Source organism: Paradesulfitobacterium ferrireducens (genome assembly GCF_017310645.1).
Lineage (GTDB): Bacteria > Bacillota > Desulfitobacteriia > Desulfitobacteriales > Desulfitobacteriaceae > Paradesulfitobacterium > Paradesulfitobacterium ferrireducens.
Genome location: NZ_JAFLRH010000007.1, coordinates 48,677 through 68,402 on the forward strand (window position 1 = coordinate 48,677; position 19,726 = coordinate 68,402).

Here is a 19,726-nt window from a genome sequence, read left to right on the forward strand (position 1 = left end):
ATTTTTGACTTTGATTTCCAGGACACCTTTCAATCCTGTCAGCGTATAGTAGTAAAGGACAGGAGGTGCCTGTTTAGATGCCGATTCGCATAACCTTTCGGACAGAGAATAACCTCCGCCCGGTCATTCATTCGGCAGTAAGGGCGGAACCAGAGAGTGCGGCACTCAAGCCGGATAGCTTAGGTCCGGGTAAAATTCGTAAGAATTCCGATCCAACCACTGCGGACAAAGATAAAGTGGTTGAAATCATCAAGGAACTGGATGCCTTGGTGGGCTTGTCCAATGTTAAAAAACTAATCCGGGAACTACAAGCCTATGTGGAAATTCAGAAAAGGAGAAGCCGCGAAAAACTGACAGCAGATTCTCTGGTCTTGCACATGATCTTCCGCGGCAACCCTGGGACCGGAAAGACAACGGTGGCCCGGATTGTGGGTAAATTATTCAAAGAACTGGGCACCTTGCAAAAAGGGCATGTAATTGAATGCGAGCGGGCCGATCTCGTGGGCGAATACATCGGACATACCGCGCAAAAGACCAGGGAACAAGTCAAAAAGGCCTTGGGAGGGGTGCTTTTTATAGATGAAGCCTACTCCTTAGCGCGCGGCGGGGAAAAAGACTTTGGCAAGGAAGCGATTGATGCTCTGGTTAAGGCCATGGAGGATAATAAAGATAATTTAATATTAATTTTGGCCGGGTACCGCCATGAGATGGAATGGTTTTTACAAACCAACCCCGGGCTGCGCTCACGCTTTCCGATTCACATCGATTTTCCGGACTATAACTTAGATGAACTTCTGACGATCGCGGAATCCATGTTGGAAAAAAGAGAGTATGTGTTAGGGGCTGAAGCCCGCGAAGCCCTGCGCCAGCGCATCCAATTCCTTTTACATAGTCATCCCTATGCCGGGAATGCCCGCTTGGTCCGTAATTTAGTTGAACGCTCCATTCGCAAACAAGCGGTACGGCTTTATCAGAAGTCTACCTGTTCACGTGAAGAGCTGATGCAAATACTGCCCAATGATTTAACCATCGATGACATTTAACAGCATCAGGGTTTCTACCGTTTTTTTGAATTAAGGAGGGACAAGCCCTTGATCTCTTACAGTGATCTTCCATCCGTCATTGCTCAAGCACTGCGGCAAGCGAATGAAATCTTAGCTGAGCAGGAAAGCCGCTTAGATGAAACTGCGAATTCTAATCACGCTAAAGTACTGAAAGCTTTTCGGGAAGAAAGAGTTACATCTTATCATTTACACGGTACGACCGGATATGGGCTTGGGGACAGCGGACGGGAAGTTTTAGACAAAATATTTGCCAAGATCTTAGGGACAGAGAGTGCTTTAGTCAGAGGGCAATTTGTCTCCGGCACCCACGCTATCGCCGCTGCATTATTCGGGGTCTTGAGGCCGGGAGATCACGTCCTTTCCGTCACCGGCGATCCCTATGATACGCTTGAAGAAGTTATTGGTATCAGAGGAAACGGCCAGGGCAGCCTTAAGGACTTCGGGGTCAGTTATCGTTCTATCCCTTTGGACCAACACGGAAAAATTCAATACCGGTTTGTTTCAGAGCACATTACGCCGAAAACCCGCCTCATCCTGGTTCAACGTTCTCGCGGTTATTCTTGGCGCAATTCGATTACCATTACTGAAATAGGGGATTTGATTCGATTTCTTAAGGCAAAGTACCCAGACCTGTTAGTTTTTGTAGATAACTGCTATGGGGAACTGGTGGAAACAAAAGAACCCGGGGATGTAGGAGCAGATTTAATGGCTGGGTCACTGATTAAAAATCTGGGGGGAACCTTAGCTCCAACCGGCGGTTATATTGCTGGCAGGGAAGAGCTGGTTGAGTTAGCTGCCCAACGTTTAACCGCCCCGGGAATCGGGGCAGAGGTTGGGGCAACCCTGGAATGGCAACGCCTGTTTTTCCAGGGATTGTTCCTAAGCCCTCTTACCGTTATGGAATCTCTCAAAGGAGCGATCTTTGCAGCAGCTCTTTGGCAAACCCTAGGTTTCGAGGTTCATCCCGCTCCGGACGTGCCGCGAACTGATTTAATCCAAGCAGTTAAATTAGGTTCCCGCGAACGGATGCTGGCTTTCTGTGAAGGGCTTCAGCAGGGTTCGCCGATTGATGCTCATGTCCGGCCGATTCCATCTTCCATGCCGGGTTATGAGGATGAAGTGATCATGGCCGGGGGAACTTTTATCCAAGGAGCTACCAGTGAATTTTCAGCAGACGGACCCTTGCGGGAACCGTACATCGTCTATCAACAAGGCGGGATATCCCATACTTATGTCAAATTAGGGAATATCCTAGCCGCACTTAAGTTATGGGAAAAAGGGCTGATCCCTGATTAATACCTAAACTAAAGCCTTACTTTAAATTCTTTATATCCTTTCAAAAAAGTGTTAAAATTAACTGGTTTATAATTTGGGCATGTTAAGTCTTTATCGTAATCACAAATAAGAAAATGAGGTGACAGCATGGGTGGATCGGAAAAAGGCACAGGGCGCTTTGTATTCGAGCTCGTGCAAATACTTATTGTCGCTTTTGCCTTATCCTGGCTCCTGCGTACGTATGTCGTAGAAGCCCGTGTCATTCCAACCGGGTCAATGCTACCAACCATTCAATTGCAAGATCGGATTATTGTAGACAAATTCTTCTTTAAACATTTTGACCGGATTAAAAGCGGAGATATCATCGTATTCCATCCTCCTGAGAAAGCTCATGCCACTGACGATTTTATAAAAAGAGTCGTTGGCTTACCCGGTGACAAAGTAGAAATAAAAAACAACCATACTTATGTAAACGGGCAGCAATTATATGAACCCTATCTACTGGAGTCAGCGGGAGAAAATTACGGACCGGTGGTTGTACCCCAGGACTCCCTTCTTGTAATGGGAGACAATCGCAACCATAGTGCTGATTCACGCGAATGGGGCTTTTTGCCCATTGAAAATGTAACCGGCAGGACTCTTTTCCGTTATTGGCCTCTGGGACATTTCGGTGCTCTTGCCCGTTAGGCAAGAGCGCTTTTTTCATTACTTACCTCACATACCGAACCTTGATGCATATATTTTAAAGAATACTTAAGTTTTCGGTAAGTAGTCTCTATTTTTCTAAGAGAGAACACCCTTCAAACGAGAGGAGTCAGGTGCGATTATGGACAATCAAAAATTACGGGTAATCATTTTATTTGGCGGGCAGTCGGGCGAGCATGAAGTTTCCCTGCAGTCTGCGAAATCCGTTCTCCAAGCAATTGACCGCGACCGCTATGATATTCAGACCATCGGCATCTCTAAGAAAGGTCAGTGGTATTGGGGAGTAAATCCTGAAAACCTTAGCCTAGAGTCCGCCGTCGCTGTGACCTTAGTTCATAATCCTGTTGATCCGCGGTTTATTTCCCTGGATGGAACCCCCTTGCCAAACAGCGGCCGCTTTGATGTTGTTTTTCCCGTACTTCACGGTCCTCAGGGGGAGGACGGTACCATTCAAGGCCTTTTTGAAATGGCTAACTCGGCCTATGTAGGATCAGGCGTCCTTGGCTCTGCCTTAGGAATGGATAAGGACCGCATGAAAGCAGTTTTTAAGGAAGCGGGCTTACCCATTGCCAATTATTCAACCTTTTTGCGCTCCAAGTGGCAAAACTCTCCTGCCAGCTGTTGGGAAGCTATTGAGCGTAAGCTAGGTTATCCCTGTTTTGTCAAACCTGCAAATCTCGGATCCAGTGTGGGAATCAATAAAGCACATAACCGGAACGAGTTAATTGAAGCTTTGAATATTGCCAGTCGCTATGACCGCAAAATGATTGTTGAAGAACATATTAACGGCCGCGAGATCGAGGTAAGTGTCTTGGGTAATGATTATCCGAGGGCATCTCTCCCCGGAGAAATCCTGCCTGCCAAAGAATTTTATGATTATGAGGCCAAATATCATGACACCGGATCCCGCCTGGTGATTCCGGTCAAACTAGAAGATTCTGTAATCAAAGCCTTGCAGGAACATGCGGTAACGGCGTTTCGGGCTGTAGAAGCGGCCGGTCTAAGCAGGGTCGATTTCTTTCTTACTCCGGATAATAAAATCATTGTTAACGAAATCAACACCATGCCCGGATTTACACAGATCTCAATGTATCCTAAGCTTTGGGAAGCATCAGGCTTAGCTTATTCAGCTCTAATCGACCGTCTCATTACCCTGGCAATGGAAAGGTATCAAGAAAAGTTCACCCTTAAAGAATAGTTTAAGAAGAATATCAGCCATCGAAGAAAAAGTGAAGCTGACTAAAGCGGAGCTGGGTTTTTTTCATAAAACCAGCTCCGCTTTTAAGTATTTTTTAATAATATGTAAGATTAAGCCAAATGCTTCCCTAAATGAACGTCACTTAATGAACCATACGATAAACCCCAATGACCTTTCCCAGAATTCGAACATCCTGGGAAAAAATTGGTTCCATGCTTGAGTTTTCAGGCTGTAGGCGAATTAGGTTCTTTTCTTTGAAAAAGCGCTTCACTGTGGCTTCTTCTCCAATTAAAGCTACGACAATGTCACCATTACGTGCTACTTGCTGTTGACGAACGACAATTAAATCTCCGTCCAAAATACCGGCTTCAATCATGCTTTCTCCCTGAACCTTCAACATAAAAACCGTATCTTCATGGACAATATCTTTTGGCAGGGGAAATGTATCTTCTATATTTTCAACTGCCAGAATCGGTTGTCCTGCCGTTACTTTCCCGACGATGGGAACATAGGCAATATTCTTTTTATGATCATTTTCATCCATCGAATCAAGGATTTCAATCGCTCTTGGTTTGGTAGGGTCGCGTCTGATATACCCTTTTTCCTCTAACGTCTGAAGATGACCATGAACCGTTGAGCTTGACATCAAGCCGACAGCATCCCCAATTTCGCGGACCGAAGGCGGGTAGCCTTTCTGCTTAATTTCTTTCTTAATAAAATCAAGAATCGCAATCTGACGCTGTCTAAGATCGGAATACACGCTCAAAAACACCCCCTAAATCAGCTCATATTTATTTTAGCATTTTTGCAAATAAAACGCAAACAAATGTTCGATAAATTATTGACAAAAACATCTGTTCCCACTATACTAACTTCATAGAACTAATGTTCGAGTAGTTTTCGGACATATTTTCTTGAAAACGGAGGAAAGAGCCATGCAATATGTTTCATTAGCTTACAAACCGAAATACCGGAGGCATCATAAAAAAAGTAAAAGAGCGGCATTCAACTTGGTTGCCGGATTTATTGTTTTTGCAATTGTACTCTCGATCTGGATGACCTTTAATACTTTTACCAGCTCCTCACATAATAGCCGCCCTGAACTAATCTATGAACCCGTGGTTGTTCATGCGGGTGACACGTTGTGGAAACTGGCCCAAACTTCAGGGCTGGAGCAAGATCCCCGTGCAATTATTATCATGATCAAAAACTATAACGCTTTACCCAATGGAGTAATTTATCCGGGTCAAGTAATTTACATTCCCAAACTAACCACTCAACTGGCTTATAAATAAGTAATAGTAATTGTCTTTCACATTCTCCCATAACCTTAGATCAAGGGGGGAATGATAGCTATGATGACCCATACGCGTGGTTTTGTGCGGACTGCCCTCAAACATTGGCTAGGTCAGATTATTTTAATCCTAATTATCGGAATATCTTTCTGGTTACTCATCCATCAACCCCGAAGTGTTCCCCCTAATCTTTACCCATACCTAACCTCACTTAAACCAGAGCTGGTTTTAAGCTGTATCCGGGATGGAGATAGTTTCAGTCCGAATCGTTGGGCTGATTTGCTCGCTATAAAATCTACTCTATCAGCAGCCGAAGCGAAAGACTTGCTTCTTCAAATAAGAAACCATACGGAATATAACGATCTTAATTGGGGTAACCTGAGTCAGGGTGTTCGTAATACGATTACACAAAGAAGAAACTATTTGATCAGTTATCCGTTTTACCTACCCGGTGCCTATGTTTTCCCGGTGCAAGGAAAGACCTGGTATCAGGATAGCTTTGGGGCAGACCGCGAAGGCGGAAAAAGGAGACATGAAGGAACGGATTTATTTAGTCCGGAGGGAACGCCAATCATTAGTGCAAGTTCGGGCAGAATTGAAAAGCTTGGCTGGAATAGGCTAGGGGGGGAAAGGGTGGGGGTTCGCGGCGATGACGGCAACTATTATTACTACGCTCATCTCAAAGAAATTAACCCCGCTCTAGTTATTGGCCAACGAATTAATAAAGGAGATTTACTCGGAACCATGGGCCATACCGGCGATGCTCTGACGACTCCGGACCATTTGCATTTTGGTATTCAGCTTCCAAATGAAGAATGGATTAATCCCTATCCATTTCTGGCTGTCTGGCAGCATTTCTCTTAATCTTTCAACATTTGCAATAACCCTTGCAAAACTTGTTCTTATATAGATTCTTGGGTATAATGAGCCTGAGCCAAGTAAAATACTATCTTTGAACCCCTAAAAGGAAGGTTATAAGTGAGTTCACATCGTAATCCCAAGGTTTTTTTGATCATTCTAGGATTCATTCTAATCTTAGGTTTTATCTTTCTGCCTATGATAGGTTATAGCGCAGCAGAAGACCGCACTATCCAAGCGGAGACTGCTCTTCCTAATAAAAGCTACATACTCCGAGAAGTTAAGAGTAAAGAAACCCTATTGGCTGAAAATGAAAACCTCCGGAGTGCTCCTGCCAGCACCACGAAATTATTAACAGGCCTAGTAGCGCTTGACTACGTTTCCGAGAATGACCTTATAGAAGTTGGTAATGAAGTAAATGCGATCGAGGGGTCTCGCCTTGGGCTTAAAGCCGGGGATAAAATATTTGTTCGGGATTTGCTAACTGCGATGTATTTAATGAGTGCGAATGACGCTGCTGCAGCCCTTGCAGTTGGGGCCAAAGGCTCTATTCCTGAATTCGCCCGTGCAATGAACGAGTATGCCAAGAGGCTTAGCCTAGATGATTCGAATTTTGTAAACCCTCATGGCTTACCGGATCCGAACCATTATACAACGGCCAGCGATTTAAGTAAGATTGCTTTGGCGTTTATTCAAAACCAACAGCTTCTGAATTACGCAAAAACAAAAGATTCTAAAGTTACTTGGATGGATTACAAAGGACGAACACATAGTACTATAATTCACAATACCAATCAATTGCTTGGTATATACCCAGGGAATCAAGGACTTAAGACCGGCACCACTCAGGAAGCCGGTCAATGCCTGGTCAGTTACACGACAGGCCCGGATGGCGATCTCCTTTTGGTCCTTTTAGGAAGCCAGCAGCGCTATACAGATGCAGTTAAACTCATAGATCAGGGTTATGCCGGCTTAAGGACACAAGCTGCCTTAATGCGGTCCGCGGCTGATCCAATGTCTATGATAAACAGCCCCGGGTTTATTCCATAAAAGAACGCATATGATTACCATTCTGGTCGAGGTGAGCATGTAATGAAAAAAGTCGGAGAACCATGTATCTTAGAAGATCGGAGGTGTTCAGAATGCGGAGAATGTGACCGCTGCGAATTGGATTCTGGTAAAATTTGCGACAACTGCGGCGATTGCCTTAATGAACCTAAAGCAGATTATCTGGAAATTATCATTGACGATATTTTAATCAATACCGAAGAACCCGCACCCAAGACTAAACAAAGTTATTCCATAAAAAAGCGTTCGTAAAATAGTTAGTTCTGTGTCAAAGGATTATTCATTTGAGTCCTATAATAGATATTATGTAAAGTTAACAATTTCTTTCACTGTTTAGCCTCCCTTATCCTGTCAGAACGTTAATGTTAACCTGAACCAGATTCATATCGGTTACATAAAAAGCCTTATATACGTCTCATATAAACCGATCAACTCCGGCAACGCTTTAATGTGATAATAACACAGCTCCAACCGGCTTGCAGCGGTTCCGAACAGCACGTTGAACTTAATACCTGCGCGCATCCCTGCCATGAGATCGGTCTCATTATCCCCTACCAAGATGGAATGTTCAAGGTTGAGATCAAATTCTTTTTGAGCCTTCAGAATCATTCCGGGGTTCGGTTTGCGGTCAAAGCTGTCTTGCTGATAATCTCCCTTCCCGTATTGCGGATGATAGGGACAGTAGTATACCTTTCGGATATCGATATTTCGCAGGGAAGATTCACCCATCATCCATTGCGTTAAAGCCTGGAATTGGGCCTCTGTAAAATATCCTCTTCCGATCCCGGCCTGGTTCGTTATCACAATCAGCAAATATCCATGGTCTTGAAAATACCTTAAGGTATCGAAGATCCCTTCCATAAACTCGAAATCTTCAATCTTATGCACATATTCTTTGTCAACATTGATGACCCCGTCTCGGTCCAGGAAGAGTGCTTTATTCATTATCTCCCCCGGATAAGACCAGTTCATTTTGCGCTTTTCGGTAATCCTCCGGAACCCCGATATCAATAAAGTAAGCATCTGAAACCACAGCAGCCAATGCCAGCTCATTTACATAATTCATGAGAAAATCTTCGAAGCCAAACTTTTGCGGCAATTGAAAGCGTTTAAAGAGATTCCGCTGCAACACGTAAATTCCGCCGTTAATGGTTCCACTGGTTCTTAATCCTTTGCTGGCAAATCCTATGATCTTATCCTCCTGGGTAAGAACGTTTCCATAGCGGTCATAATCCGTTAAAGTCTTTAAGGCTAAGGTCACATCCGCTTGCAGCGCTGAATGCTTTTGTACTAAGTCCACAATATTTACATCAAAATACGTATCTCCATTCAAGACGACAACTTTTTTTTCCTCGACTTTTGCCAGGGCTTTCTGAATGGCTCCTCCTGTTCCTAACGGCTCAATTTCCCTTGAGTAATCAATTTCGATTCCGAGATAGCTATGTTGAAAATAATCTTTGACCTTTTCATGCAGGTATCCGGTAGCAAGAATGACTTTGTCGACCCTTTCTCTGCCCAGGTATTGCAAAAGGTAGGCTAAGAACGGTTTTCCCCCTACCGGAGCCATGGGTTTGGGCAGCTCTGAAATGACGGAGCGAAGCCTGGTCCCTAGACCGCCGGCCAAAATAATCGCTTCCATGTCCACGTTCTCCTCTAATTACTGATATCTCATTACTAATTGCTTCTATCCTCGTTCACAGCGGCGGATTCAGCCCAAAAAAGCGTTTTCTCAATCACGGAACAAATGATGTGCCCGATCATGATATGAGCTTCTTGGATACGGGGAGTCTCTGTCGAGGGAACGCAGAGACAAACGTCGCATAGGTCAGCCATTTTGCCCCCGGTTTTCCCGGTAAAACCGGCTGTCGTGATTCCACGCTCTTTACACGCCCGCAGCGCCTGGATGATGTTCCCTGAATTTCCTGAGGTTGATAGGCCGATGAACAAATCCCCTGCTTGCCCATTGGCCGCAACCTGCCTGGCAAAAACTTGCTCAAAGCCATAATCGTTCCCCACAGCCGTTAAGATGGATGTGTCCATTGTTAAGGCCAGAGCAGGCAGCCCGGGACGATCGAAATTAAATCTTCCGACCAATTCTGCAGCTAAATGCTGAGCATCCGCCGCACTGCCGCCATTTCCGGCAATTAAAATTTTGTGGCCGCTTCGGTATACGGTAACGGCCTTTTGAGCAACTTCCAAGACTTTAGCCATTAAGTTTAGGTCTGTAATAAGTTCTTTTTTTAATTTATAAGAAGACTGAATCTCAGCTTTAATATAATCTAACAAACTCCAACCCCGCTCTCCTCTTTTATTTGACTACAGAATATCTTGCACGTCTATCTCCTGTCTAGTTTATGTCCGCTTCATGTTAAATTATGTCTATAGTTTATCTTTACTAGATCCTCCACCCTTGAGTGCCGTCTTTGGCAAAGTGAAAATTTGTTACCTGGGCGTCCAGTTTCACTAATTCTTTAATGACCTGAATCCTTTTAACCGGATCAACCATGAAGATCATAAAGCCCCCGCCCCCGGCGCCCGAGACTTTCCCGGCATAGGCTCCGGCCTTAAGCGCTGCGGAGTATAGCTGGTCAAGGCGGTCGTTGGAGATACCGGCAGCCATCTTTTTCTTGGCTTCCCAGGAATGGGCCAGGCAACGGGCTATCGTCTTGATATCCCCTTTAAGAGTTGCTTCTTTCATGGTCAAGGCATCGGCCTTAAGCTGGTGCATCGCATCTAAAGATTGACTGTTTTTAGCCTTGGTGTTTCGTATCTGCTCTTCAATGATTGTGGCAGATTCCCTGGATGTCCCGGTATATACCAAGATCATGGAATTCTCCAATTCATTAATAATCCAATTCTTTATTCTCAATGGATTCACGATGACCCGGTCTTCGGCATAGAACTCTATAAAATTAAACCCCCCAAATGTTGCAGCATATTGATCCTGCTTGCCGCCGCTCAGACCGACATCCATTCTTTCAATTTGATAGCCCAAATAAGCGATGTCATATTCCCCTAAGGGCAAATGCAAGAGTTCTACAAAAGCCTTGAGCATGGCAACCGCCATGGTTGAAGACGAGCCCAGACCGCTCCCGGCCGGGGCATCGGAATAGGTCGTCATCCGCAGGGACAAAGGCTTGCCTCCCCGGAATTGCCTTACCACTCGATTATAGATGCCTTTATGCAAATTTAAGCGACCATCCAGCTCTAATTGCTCCGTTAATTCCGTTTCAAAATATTCATCCCGGTCCGCCGCGTAAAACGAGATCCGGTTGTCGTGAGTGGTTTCTATTGTGCAATGAGCGTACATGTTGATGGTCGCATTCAGTACGAATCCTCCAAACTCATCACTATAAGGAGATACATCCGTCCCTCCTCCGGCCAGACCTAACCTTAAGGGAGCTTTCGATCGAATAATCATACTGTCATACCTTTCCATGATTCAAATACATCATCCCGGATGGCCTTGATCACATTTTCCTTCGAAAAATGCCGCTGTACGTATTGCCTGGAATTATTAACCATACGGTTCAGCAATTCGTAGTTATCATAAGCTTGAATAAGATGCTGGGCAAAGGCATCCTCCTGAGCGCAAATGAAAAGCTGGTTTGCTGTTTCCTTTAGTCCTTCCGCCCCGATGCTTGTGGTAATGACCGGAATCTGATAATACATGGCCTCGATCAATTTGCCCTTGATCCCTGCGCCGTACCTTAAAGGAATCACAGCCAACCTGCAATTCTGATAGTATGTTTGAAGCTCTTCTTCGCTGACGGCCCCGGTTAAGTGAACGCTCTCAGACTCGAGCATTCGCACAGCCTCAGGGGGATTCGCGCCAATAATATATAATTTAAGGCCGGGAATCTCTCTCAACACGTAGGGGAAGATATCCTTCAAAAACCATAACACCGCATCGATGTTTGGCCGGTGCTGAAACCCTCCGACAAAAAGGAGATCCCTTCTTAATTCAAGCGGCCGGTTCTTTTTGGGTTCCTCTCCGCTAAAAATATAGGCCGGAATGGTTTTGATCTTTCCCAACGGAAAATGTTGTTTGATTTCACTGACTTCAACTTGAGACGGATAATACACGACATCTGAATTCCTGATGATTTCAAACTCCAGTTTCCTCCATCGTTCGGAAGACTTTAACACCTTGCGGTTTCCGGTTACTTCGTACTCCCGCAGTTCTCTTAAGTAATGCAAATCATGGCCATAATACAAGACTTTGGCCTTGGTATGTTTCTTTAGGAAATCAAGGTATTTAACGGCTATATTCGGCCGGTTAAGGTAGACATAATCGATCGTGGATGCATTGGCCTTGATCCAATCCCGGTAATGATTCTTATACCAGTTTCCGTACAGGACCTCCACCCCGATTTGCTGCAGCTGGGACGTATAGGGTTCGTGGCAGAAAAAATTATCCCCTATGAACTTGACATTAAACCCCATCTCCGCAAAAAAATTCAGATAGTGGAAGGTGGTTCGGGAACCGGCATCTTTGTCATAACGCGGCACATAATGGTCAATGACAAGAATCGTTTTTCGATAAAGGCTTCGGTCCCTGGCGCAAAAAATATCCACCCCATTCGGCGAATTTTCCTGAGCCAGAACCTCCCCCCACTTTTGCAAAAACTTGCTCTGATTTTCAGCTTGAGCACGTTTAACCCCTGAAGAGGATTCATGAGCCATTAAAGTTTCTCCGACATGCACAACCACAGATTTCGGTTGGTAAAGCACCTTATACCCTTTTTCCCTGACTTCAAAGGCCAGATCCGCCTCTTCCATTGACCCCGGAGTATATCTTAAGTCAAAGCCTCCGATTTCCCGCCAGAGATCCGCCCGCATCATGATGGCCCCGGAAATGAAGTCTACTTCCTTGACGTAGTTATATTCCGGTTTCTCCGGGTTATCAAAGCGGCCAAAACGGGCGGCAGCGCCGTCTCTCCAAATTATCCCTCCGGCCTCCTGCAGTTTCCCGTCAGGATATAGAAGTTTTGAGCCGACCAAACCGGCTTGCCGATCATTGTGCATCAAGTCAAGGAGCGGCTGCAGCCACCCTTTTTGCACCTTGGTATCATGGCGTAGAAACAAAATATACTTTCCCCGCACCTTGTCCGCAGCCTGATTGAACTGACGCAACAACCCTAATTTATCCGGGAAGCGCAGCACTTGAATTCCCTCAAGATAATCAACCGCGCTCCCCGTACAAGCCGCAGATGCGTCATCGATGAGAATGATTTCATAATCCACTTGCCCGGTATTGACGTAAATCGCCTGTAAGCAGGTATAAGTCAGCGTCCATTCATTTTGAACAGGAATGATAATCGAAACCAACGGCTGTGAGGATTGGTTAAAGCGCAGGATTTCAAAACGGTTTAATTCCTTGAACAATTCCAGCTTCTCTTTTTTCTCTGGAATGTACCTTAGAAGGTAGGACTCGATTCTTAGGCCCATATCCCTCAGACTTTCGTTACGCAAACACCAAACCAACTTGGCGAAGTTGGCAAAATTCAAGTGTTTGATAAATATGGCCGGATGATGAAAAATGATGTGCGTCAATTTGAGGCTGTGCAGAGCAACCGCCAGGATTGCTTTTTTAAGCTGATTGAAATCAAGCATGTTATTCATCAGTTCGTTTCTTTCTGTGATTCGGTAACATAAATTTGCATACCTCTTATTCTGCCCGTCGAGTCTATATTTGATTCATAATTAAAACAACAGGTGGTAAACCGGCGAAGTTTGGGCTAAAATCGAGATATACTAACCCTAATTGCTGAACTTAGGAGGAATTACATGCTCCCGGTAAAAATAATAAGAATTCCCACTGGCTTGCCTGTGGGAAAGGTGAACATATATTTAATTAAAGTAAAGCCCTATACCCTCATTGATGCAGGACCTATGACCAATGATTCCCTAACAATCTTAGACGAAGCACTTAAACAAGAAGGGATTCGCCTTAACGCAATTGAACAAATTATCTTAACCCACGGTCACGGCGACCACACTGGGCTCGCAGATACGCTTTATGAACTGATCCGGGCCAAAATATATCTTCACGAAAATGATCTGGCCAAGGCCCAATCCGGATACTGGCAGCTTGATCAAGACTTATTAAGCCGTCTGGGCATTCCGCCTTCAGAAGTGCGTGAGGTTATAGATACTTTCAGGAGACGCAATCAGACCTTTGGCAGCAAGCTTAAATACGCAATTCCGGTGTCCGGCGGAGAGATATTTAGGTTGGGGGACTATAAACTTGAAATCATCCCCACGCCAGGCCATTCCCCGGGCAGTATCAGCATTTTTGAACATTTTACCGGCGCCCTTTTCTCCGGGGACCATTTCTTAGCCGGGATTACGCCTAACCCCGTTCTCGAACCTGATGCATCAGGATACTGGAACTCAACCTCCCGCCAATATTTGAAAAGCTTGCGCGATATTCTCCAGTTGCAGTTATCGATTATCTATCCCGGGCACGGAGAAATTTTTGACGATCCTGACACGAAAGCGTTTGAGGTCTTTGATAACTATACAACCCGGATGGACGAAATCTATCCTCATCTTTGTGCCGGAGCTCATACTCCTTACGCTTTAGCAAAAAAAATATACCCCTGGGTCCAGGGGTTTGAAACATTTCTGGCTGTTTCTAAAGTAGTCGGAATGCTTGATCTCATGCAGGCCGCCGGCCAAGTGGAAATGCAAGAGCGAGGCCAGGTTATAGAGTTTGCGGCATCAATTTTACCTTACCCCAAACCGCTAACCGATCTTCCCAAATGATTACAGCTCCTTGAACTCCTTCGATATTGGAAACAAAATCGATGGCTTTTTCAAGATCTGTACCGTCTTTTACCCGGTTTCCGGCAGCGGTAGCGACTGCATCCGCCAGGGCAGTGGACACAGAGAGAATCACCACTGCGTCAGCCTGACCGAAACTAAGAGAATGCCCAATTTTCCCGGATGAGGTGCAGATCCCTAAAGGAGTATGCTCCGGCCTTATTTCAAGGGCAATTTTATTAGATAAGGGTGATGATCCTGCGAAAATCCCGATGTAACGCTTCCGGCTCGAACGCAGAAAAATATCTCCACCGTTCTCTACGATAACATCCCGCGAACGCTTGGCTATCCGTTTCCCAACCAATTCCGATACGGCTCCAGCTACCGCAGCCATGGGCCCAACCCCGGCAAGCCTTCCGGCCTCTGCCATCATAGCCGCGATCGGGGGAGCATCCGGCAGCACGTTATGTGGGGTCAGGGCCGTTAAAAACTGCGGATCGCGGACAAGGTATTCCTCTAAGGGACGGCGCACGTCCGCAATCACACTTTGAACCCAGTGCACCATCTCCTCTGAAAAACGATCTTTGCGAATCCCGATGTCCAAGTCCGTTTCCTTCACCATCACCTGAAAATGAACTAAATCCAGTTGACGGTGCTGTTGCCGGTAGGTGCGTTCGCGATAATCCACTTATAGCCGGACCTCCATTGCCCGCATCGGGCAGACTTTCACGCAGAGCTGGCATACCACACAGTTATCTCCATCGAACTTAACTTCCATGGAACTCCGTTCCATATACAGGGCTCCGGTCGGACAAATCGCCGTACATGCTCCGCACATGACGCATTTTGCATCATTGCGGATCACCTCTTGATTCAAGTCTTGAACAGACACCCCGATTTCGCGCAGATAATCGAATCCTCGTTCGCTCTGGTCCCCAATAACTTCAAGCACCATCGTGCCTTCTTTCTGCGGATTGACATCGGCTTTTACGATATTTACCACTAAGTCATAGTCTTTAACCAACCGGTACACGATCGGTTTGACTGAGATATCCGTACCAAAACGTAAAACGATTCTCTTAGGAGACATATCCCCACTCCTTTCTACTCATCCGGTTATCTTTTCTTACCGTTATCTTAACACATGGGCGGCCGGAGCATCAGCAGGAGACGGGAGTAATTTTACCGGCTCCGTCAGCAGAAAATCCCCGTTCTTAATCCAATCTTTGAGAGTGGACGCAATTTCCCGGGCTCTGGGAATGCTCGAGAGAGGAGCTGTCGGAATCTCTTTTCCATTGACAGTAATACTTCCGGATTTTAATTGGGCATAACTGACAAAGCCTAAATTCCCGGGAGTCCGGGTAGGATATGCTTCTCCGTAGTCTACGACCGGTGCAAACAATTCATGATCAGTTGCGGCGGCATATTTCGCGATTTCTTCATTAAGAATCGGAATCGGTACTCCAATGCCAACACTTAAGGTAGCTCCATAGCCTATATAGCTTGTGCCTACGAGCCAGCGCGGGCTCATTTCTTTTAAGTTTCCTATGACGGCCAGTGTCCCTCCGGCCGGACCCAACTCCTGCCCTTCCACAGCCTGAATGGAAGGGAAATGCTGGGTCCCATGCCAAGCGACAAAACCGGGAGCACCTCCGAGGAATATTTTAGTGCCGATCCCGATCGTCTGGAAATGAGGGTCTTTGAGCAGTGGGCTCAACTGACCGGAGGTGGAATAATGAGCATTGCCCAAGTTAGGCTTAAGCATCCCCATATAGGTATAAACTGTTTTAGATGTTAAATTAACCGCACAATTATAATTTTGATAAGCGTTGCGCGGATTAAAGAGAATTGCTTCATTAATCTCATCTAAAGTAATCGTGGTTTCAAACTCCCGCCTGGGATAACAGTCTGTCCCGTAAGCGATGGCTTTTAGTTTCACCGGATTACGAGCAACTAAATCTTGGATAACATGACCGCCACCATAACGGAACTCGCCTGGGTAGCTGCTATTTAAGGGATCATCTTCGGGCAGCTCTGCCGCTCCAAGATAGGCGTCTGCCGCGGCAATTCCGCCGTAGGCAGGAACCCCATTGAGCCATACCTTCTGCATTTTCATTCTGGGCTTTGTATGCCCAAAATTCAAAAAGGCACCGGACGAACACATGGGAGCAAAGGTGCCGGTCGTGACGACATCCACCTCTTGAGCCGCCGCACTCAGCCCTTTTTCTTGGACAAGTTCGATCAGTTCTTCCGCTGTTAAGACAACAGCTTTACCGGTTTTAATTTTGGCATTAATCTCTGCATACGTTTTCTGAACACTCATAGTTAGTCCCCCTCCAACCTGATAAAGCTCGGAACATTAAGAAGCCTCTTCTTGGACAGAAGAGGCCTGCAAATCCTTTTGCCACGCCTCTTATCTGTCAGAAGAATAGTCTTCTGCAGGAATTAGCACCGTGCGTAGGCTTGCTCCAATTAGGAGTAAAGCACCAAGCGGGTTGCCGGGTTTCATTGGGCCAGTCCCTCCACCACTCCGGATAAGAGTTCATTATGAATATGAAGTTTAGCTGGAAATAAGTTTAACAGGCTTATTGGCGTATGTCAATCATACTTTGCCTCAACTACTTTTGTACAACAATGAGTTCATCCGAAAGCTTCGATAAACTAACAAGCCCGTGGTCTGTTACTTCATATGACGTCTCAATCCCTACTGCCCCGAAGCCTGGAAGGGTAAACTTAGGCTCTATTGCCAAAACCATGCCCGCTTGCAGACGTTGCTTCGATCCACGGGCCAAAACCGGAAGCTCATCGATTTCTAATCCTACCCCATGTCCGACAAAAGAAACCCCGCCATGAGAACCCATGAATCCTGGAACCCCGGATTCATCCGCAATCATTAGGGCATGGTCATAAAGCTCACCGCACACAGCTCCGGGTTGCGCTAACTTTTCTAAATCTTTAAGAATTTGAACAGAAGTGTCAAAAGCCTTTCTCACTTCTGCGGGCACGTGATTGATAATAAAATTTCTGGTCTGATCAACCACATATCCAAAGTAACAACCGCCGAAATCAATCAGTATCGGTTTGCCGTCCTCAATCTTTGCTCCTGACGGACCAAACGGAAAGGCCGGGCTGACCCCTGCACCGGATAACGGCGCATCATACGGGCTGGGTACATTTCCTTTTTCATCAACCAAAACACAGGTAGTGGCCATCTCCTGATTATAGCCATGCAAGCGGAAAGCACCTAAATGTCCCCTGCGCCTGGCCTCCCCCTCGAACATCCCCGCCAGCTCGTGATCTGTCTTAGCCTTTTTCAGGAACTCCGGAACCATTTCCCACAAAACTTTATCCCTGGCGGCTGTTTCTCTCAAAAGAGCCCTTTCCCAGTCGGATTTGAGCGCGCGCTGATTCCTAATCAAGAGCGTAACATCAGAGAATTGCAAACCGCTTTCCTGAAGCTTTAAGTACACGCTCGCCGGGATTTTCTCAAACTCTAGCCCCAACTTTCCCGGTGTGGGATAATTGAACTCATGCAACACTTCAATAATCTCTCCCCAGCGCTTGAAACGACGCACCGGCCAGGGCAGATCGGTATTCAATGGCCCACGTTTGCGAGTCAGAAAGACCGGATGTCCTGTTGCCGGGATATAGAAACAGGCCGCTTCAACAATCCCCGTGTAATAATATAGATTGACATTGGACAGGATTAATGCGCCTGCAAGCTCCTCCTTTTGCAGGTTCTGTTGCAGAATTTTCAGACGCTCATTAAGCTCCTCTGCTCCTGGCTTCAACAAACTCCTCATCCTTTCTTTAATATGACACCAATATGACATCATTGATTGCTTTTCCGGCTTTTCGGAAAAGTTAAGTAAGTCCGATAATCGGCCACCATAGAACCGCTGTCAGTATAACCACGAGAATAGCTGCCAAGGTCAGCCAAATGCCCACTTTCATCAGATCCTGCGGGGAATACACACCGGTGGCATATGTGATAACCCCTGGCAATGTCTCCACCACAAGCAAGAATCCGAGCATAGCGGAAATATTAATGGTAACCGCTGCTAACAGTGGATTAATTCCAAGTTTCAGGGTGATTTGCAGGATCACCGGAGTCAGGGTAAGTACCACGGTGGATACGTTCGTAACCCCCAAATGGTAAACGTGAGTCAAAAGGGCTAAAATCGCAACAGTGAGCAGAGGCAAGGAAAGCCCTGCTTCAACCCCGGGTAAATCCAGTAATTTCCGGGCCAACAATTCAGCGGCACCTGATTTATTAATGGCGGAAGCAAGAGATAGGGTCGCCCCCATAAGAAGCACCGTTCCCCAATCAATCTCTTTTAATTTGTCCCAGCCTACTATCCCTGTTCCCGGTAAACCCATCAAAACGACACCTAAAAGCGCTGGGACAGCGGTTGGCAAATGGTGTATCGACTCGGTCATCCACAAAAGGACTGTTAGCGAAAGTATCCCTATACACTTTAGTTCTTCTTTGCTTAAAGATCCTAATTCCTTAAGTTCGCGTTCGATTTCGGCGATTTCCAATAATTTTACTTCCGGAGGAAATATTTTAAGCATAATGAACCAGGTTATGGGAATCATTAAGAGCCAGGCAGGCCAAGTCAATTTAAACCATTCAAAATAATAAATTTGCATACCCAAGGAGCTTTTCATCAAATCCACGGTCAGCACATTGGCGATGGCTGCCGGCAATAACCCGACACCACTAATGCTCGTGCCAAATGAAAGGCCTAGTACCAGGAGTTTAGCGGTATTCGAATTTTTTCTAAGCCCCATTGAGTTAACCACAGCCAGTAGCGCCGGCAGGAGCATAGTGGTGCGAACCCCCGTGGCCGGAATGAAAATGCTTAATAATTGTGGTGCCAGCAGTACGCCGGCGAGCACCCCGCCGACGCTTCCCCCAAAACGGATAATGGCCAGATTAGCAAAGCGCTTCCCCAAGGAAGTGCTATTCACTCCCTGAGCCATCATAAATCCTGCCATGATCAGAAATGTAGAACCGCTGGCAAATCCGCCCAAGGCTGTTTCTAAAGAAGCTGCTCCCAGAATAGGTAACCCCGTCACATACATAACGGCAGTTAATGGCATCGGAATCGGTTCTAAAACCCAAAGCCAAATCGCAGCCGCGGTCATTCCGGCAGTCGCACGCAAGGACCACGATAAATTTGAAGAAAGCCCGAAAGCAATGACTATAAAAATGACGGCTGCAAATGATAGTTGAATGTATACTTTACGATATTGAGGTGGCGTTGTCAATCCGGACATTCTTTTTCTCTCCAGCTCTTTGACGGTTAAGAAAGTATGTTATAAAAAGCGAAATAAAGTTAAATCGTTTTTTAATTATATCATAGTTGTACCCAAAAGTTCAGATTAAGCGTGAAAATTTCCAATTTCAATAACCTTGCAATAACCTTTCAATAACAAATCTTCAAGCCTGTTTTTTAGTTTTGAATCGTGGTGTAAACTGTGTTAAATTA

Annotated in this window: 20 protein-coding genes and 1 riboswitch; of the genes, 9 read left to right on the top strand and 11 right to left on the bottom strand. The window is 45.8% G+C overall.

Features of this window, described 5'->3' with window-relative positions; translation table 11 throughout:
• Nucleotides 1-77: 77 nt before the first annotated feature.
• The 4 genes from J0X21_RS02865 to J0X21_RS02880 all read left to right on the top strand — a co-directional run bounded on the left by J0X21_RS02865 (nt 78) and on the right by J0X21_RS02880 (nt 4,242).
• Nucleotides 78-1,043: an AAA family ATPase gene (locus J0X21_RS02865; RefSeq protein WP_206810429.1), complete on the top strand. Its 966-nt coding sequence runs from the start codon at nt 78-80 to the stop codon at nt 1,041-1,043.
• A 48-nt stretch (nt 1,044-1,091) separates the two neighbouring features.
• On the top strand, nt 1,092-2,360 hold the full coding sequence (locus tag J0X21_RS02870) for a methionine gamma-lyase family protein (RefSeq protein WP_206810437.1): 1,269 nt from the start codon (nt 1,092-1,094) through the stop codon (nt 2,358-2,360).
• Nucleotides 2,361-2,486: 126 nt separating this feature from the next.
• The gene (lepB, locus tag J0X21_RS02875; RefSeq protein ID WP_206810439.1) at nt 2,487-3,026 is read left to right on the top strand and encodes a signal peptidase I; all 540 of its coding nucleotides are present in this window, start codon (nt 2,487-2,489) and stop codon (nt 3,024-3,026) included.
• A 139-nt stretch (nt 3,027-3,165) separates the two neighbouring features.
• A complete protein-coding gene (locus J0X21_RS02880; protein ID WP_206810447.1) occupies nt 3,166-4,242 on the top strand; it encodes a D-alanine--D-alanine ligase in 1,077 nt (358 codons plus the stop codon).
• A gap of 142 nt (nt 4,243-4,384) precedes the next feature.
• Here the strand turns inward: J0X21_RS02880 and lexA are convergent, their stop codons facing one another.
• The gene (lexA, locus tag J0X21_RS02885) at nt 4,385-5,002 is read right to left on the bottom strand and encodes a transcriptional repressor LexA (RefSeq protein WP_206810449.1); all 618 of its coding nucleotides are present in this window, start codon (nt 5,000-5,002) and stop codon (nt 4,385-4,387) included.
• A 175-nt stretch (nt 5,003-5,177) separates the two neighbouring features.
• Between lexA and J0X21_RS02890 the strand changes: the two genes are divergently transcribed.
• The 4 genes from J0X21_RS02890 to J0X21_RS02905 all read left to right on the top strand — a co-directional run bounded on the left by J0X21_RS02890 (nt 5,178) and on the right by J0X21_RS02905 (nt 7,715).
• On the top strand, nt 5,178-5,537 hold the full coding sequence (locus tag J0X21_RS02890; RefSeq protein WP_206810450.1) for a LysM peptidoglycan-binding domain-containing protein: 360 nt from the start codon (nt 5,178-5,180) through the stop codon (nt 5,535-5,537).
• Between the two features lie 60 nt (nt 5,538-5,597).
• Nucleotides 5,598-6,401 (top strand): M23 family metallopeptidase, encoded by an 804-nt coding sequence (locus tag J0X21_RS02895; protein ID WP_206810452.1) that lies wholly within the window; start codon nt 5,598-5,600, stop codon nt 6,399-6,401.
• Nucleotides 6,402-6,515: 114 nt separating this feature from the next.
• The gene (locus J0X21_RS02900; RefSeq protein ID WP_328812133.1) at nt 6,516-7,445 is read left to right on the top strand and encodes a D-alanyl-D-alanine carboxypeptidase family protein; all 930 of its coding nucleotides are present in this window, start codon (nt 6,516-6,518) and stop codon (nt 7,443-7,445) included.
• A gap of 42 nt (nt 7,446-7,487) precedes the next feature.
• Nucleotides 7,488-7,715: a hypothetical protein gene (locus J0X21_RS02905; protein WP_206810454.1), complete on the top strand. Its 228-nt coding sequence runs from the start codon at nt 7,488-7,490 to the stop codon at nt 7,713-7,715.
• A gap of 138 nt (nt 7,716-7,853) precedes the next feature.
• On the opposite strand, the gene J0X21_RS02910 is transcribed toward J0X21_RS02905, so the two are convergent.
• The 5 genes from J0X21_RS02910 to J0X21_RS02930 form a co-directional block, all read right to left on the bottom strand.
• A complete protein-coding gene (locus tag J0X21_RS02910; RefSeq protein WP_206810456.1) occupies nt 7,854-8,408 on the bottom strand; it encodes a D-glycero-alpha-D-manno-heptose-1,7-bisphosphate 7-phosphatase in 555 nt (184 codons plus the stop codon).
• Nucleotides 8,401-9,102, bottom strand: coding sequence for a nucleotidyltransferase family protein (locus J0X21_RS02915; protein WP_206810458.1), 702 nt, complete (start codon nt 9,100-9,102; stop codon nt 8,401-8,403). Before J0X21_RS02915 ends, J0X21_RS02910 begins: the two co-directional genes overlap by 8 nt.
• Before the next feature lie 35 nt (nt 9,103-9,137).
• Nucleotides 9,138-9,749, bottom strand: a complete 612-nt coding sequence (locus J0X21_RS02920; RefSeq protein WP_236006043.1) for a D-sedoheptulose-7-phosphate isomerase — start codon at nt 9,747-9,749, stop codon at nt 9,138-9,140.
• A 109-nt stretch (nt 9,750-9,858) separates the two neighbouring features.
• A complete protein-coding gene (locus J0X21_RS02925) occupies nt 9,859-10,902 on the bottom strand; it encodes a GHMP family kinase ATP-binding protein (RefSeq protein ID WP_236006044.1) in 1,044 nt (347 codons plus the stop codon).
• Nucleotides 10,881-13,079, bottom strand: a complete 2,199-nt coding sequence (locus J0X21_RS02930; RefSeq protein ID WP_206810460.1) for a glycosyltransferase — start codon at nt 13,077-13,079, stop codon at nt 10,881-10,883. The genes J0X21_RS02925 and J0X21_RS02930 overlap by 22 nt, the downstream gene beginning before the upstream one ends.
• A 174-nt stretch (nt 13,080-13,253) precedes the next feature.
• On the opposite strand from J0X21_RS02930, the gene J0X21_RS02935 reads away from it, so the two are divergent.
• Nucleotides 13,254-14,234, top strand: a complete 981-nt coding sequence (locus J0X21_RS02935) for an MBL fold metallo-hydrolase (protein ID WP_206810470.1) — start codon at nt 13,254-13,256, stop codon at nt 14,232-14,234.
• Here the strand turns inward: J0X21_RS02935 and J0X21_RS02940 are convergent.
• The 5 genes from J0X21_RS02940 to J0X21_RS02960 all read right to left on the bottom strand — a co-directional run bounded on the left by J0X21_RS02940 (nt 14,173) and on the right by J0X21_RS02960 (nt 19,514).
• The gene (locus J0X21_RS02940) at nt 14,173-14,919 is read right to left on the bottom strand and encodes a UPF0280 family protein (RefSeq protein ID WP_206810472.1); all 747 of its coding nucleotides are present in this window, start codon (nt 14,917-14,919) and stop codon (nt 14,173-14,175) included. The genes J0X21_RS02935 and J0X21_RS02940 overlap by 62 nt on opposite strands.
• Complete coding sequence (locus tag J0X21_RS02945; protein WP_206810480.1) at nt 14,920-15,321, bottom strand: NIL domain-containing protein; 402 nt, start codon at nt 15,319-15,321, stop codon at nt 14,920-14,922.
• Nucleotides 15,322-15,363: 42 nt separating this feature from the next.
• Complete coding sequence (locus J0X21_RS02950) at nt 15,364-16,554, bottom strand: homocysteine biosynthesis protein (RefSeq protein ID WP_206810488.1); 1,191 nt, start codon at nt 16,552-16,554, stop codon at nt 15,364-15,366.
• A gap of 87 nt (nt 16,555-16,641) precedes the next feature.
• Nucleotides 16,642-16,772: riboswitch (SAM riboswitch) on the bottom strand.
• A 77-nt stretch (nt 16,773-16,849) separates the two neighbouring features.
• Nucleotides 16,850-18,022 carry a M24 family metallopeptidase gene (locus J0X21_RS02955; RefSeq protein WP_206810489.1) on the bottom strand — a complete coding sequence of 391 codons (1,173 nt, stop codon included), beginning with the start codon at nt 18,020-18,022 and terminating at the stop codon, nt 16,850-16,852.
• Between the two features lie 73 nt (nt 18,023-18,095).
• Nucleotides 18,096-19,514: an SLC13 family permease gene (locus J0X21_RS02960; RefSeq protein WP_206810492.1), complete on the bottom strand. Its 1,419-nt coding sequence runs from the start codon at nt 19,512-19,514 to the stop codon at nt 18,096-18,098.
• Nucleotides 19,515-19,726: the final 212 nt, after the last annotated feature.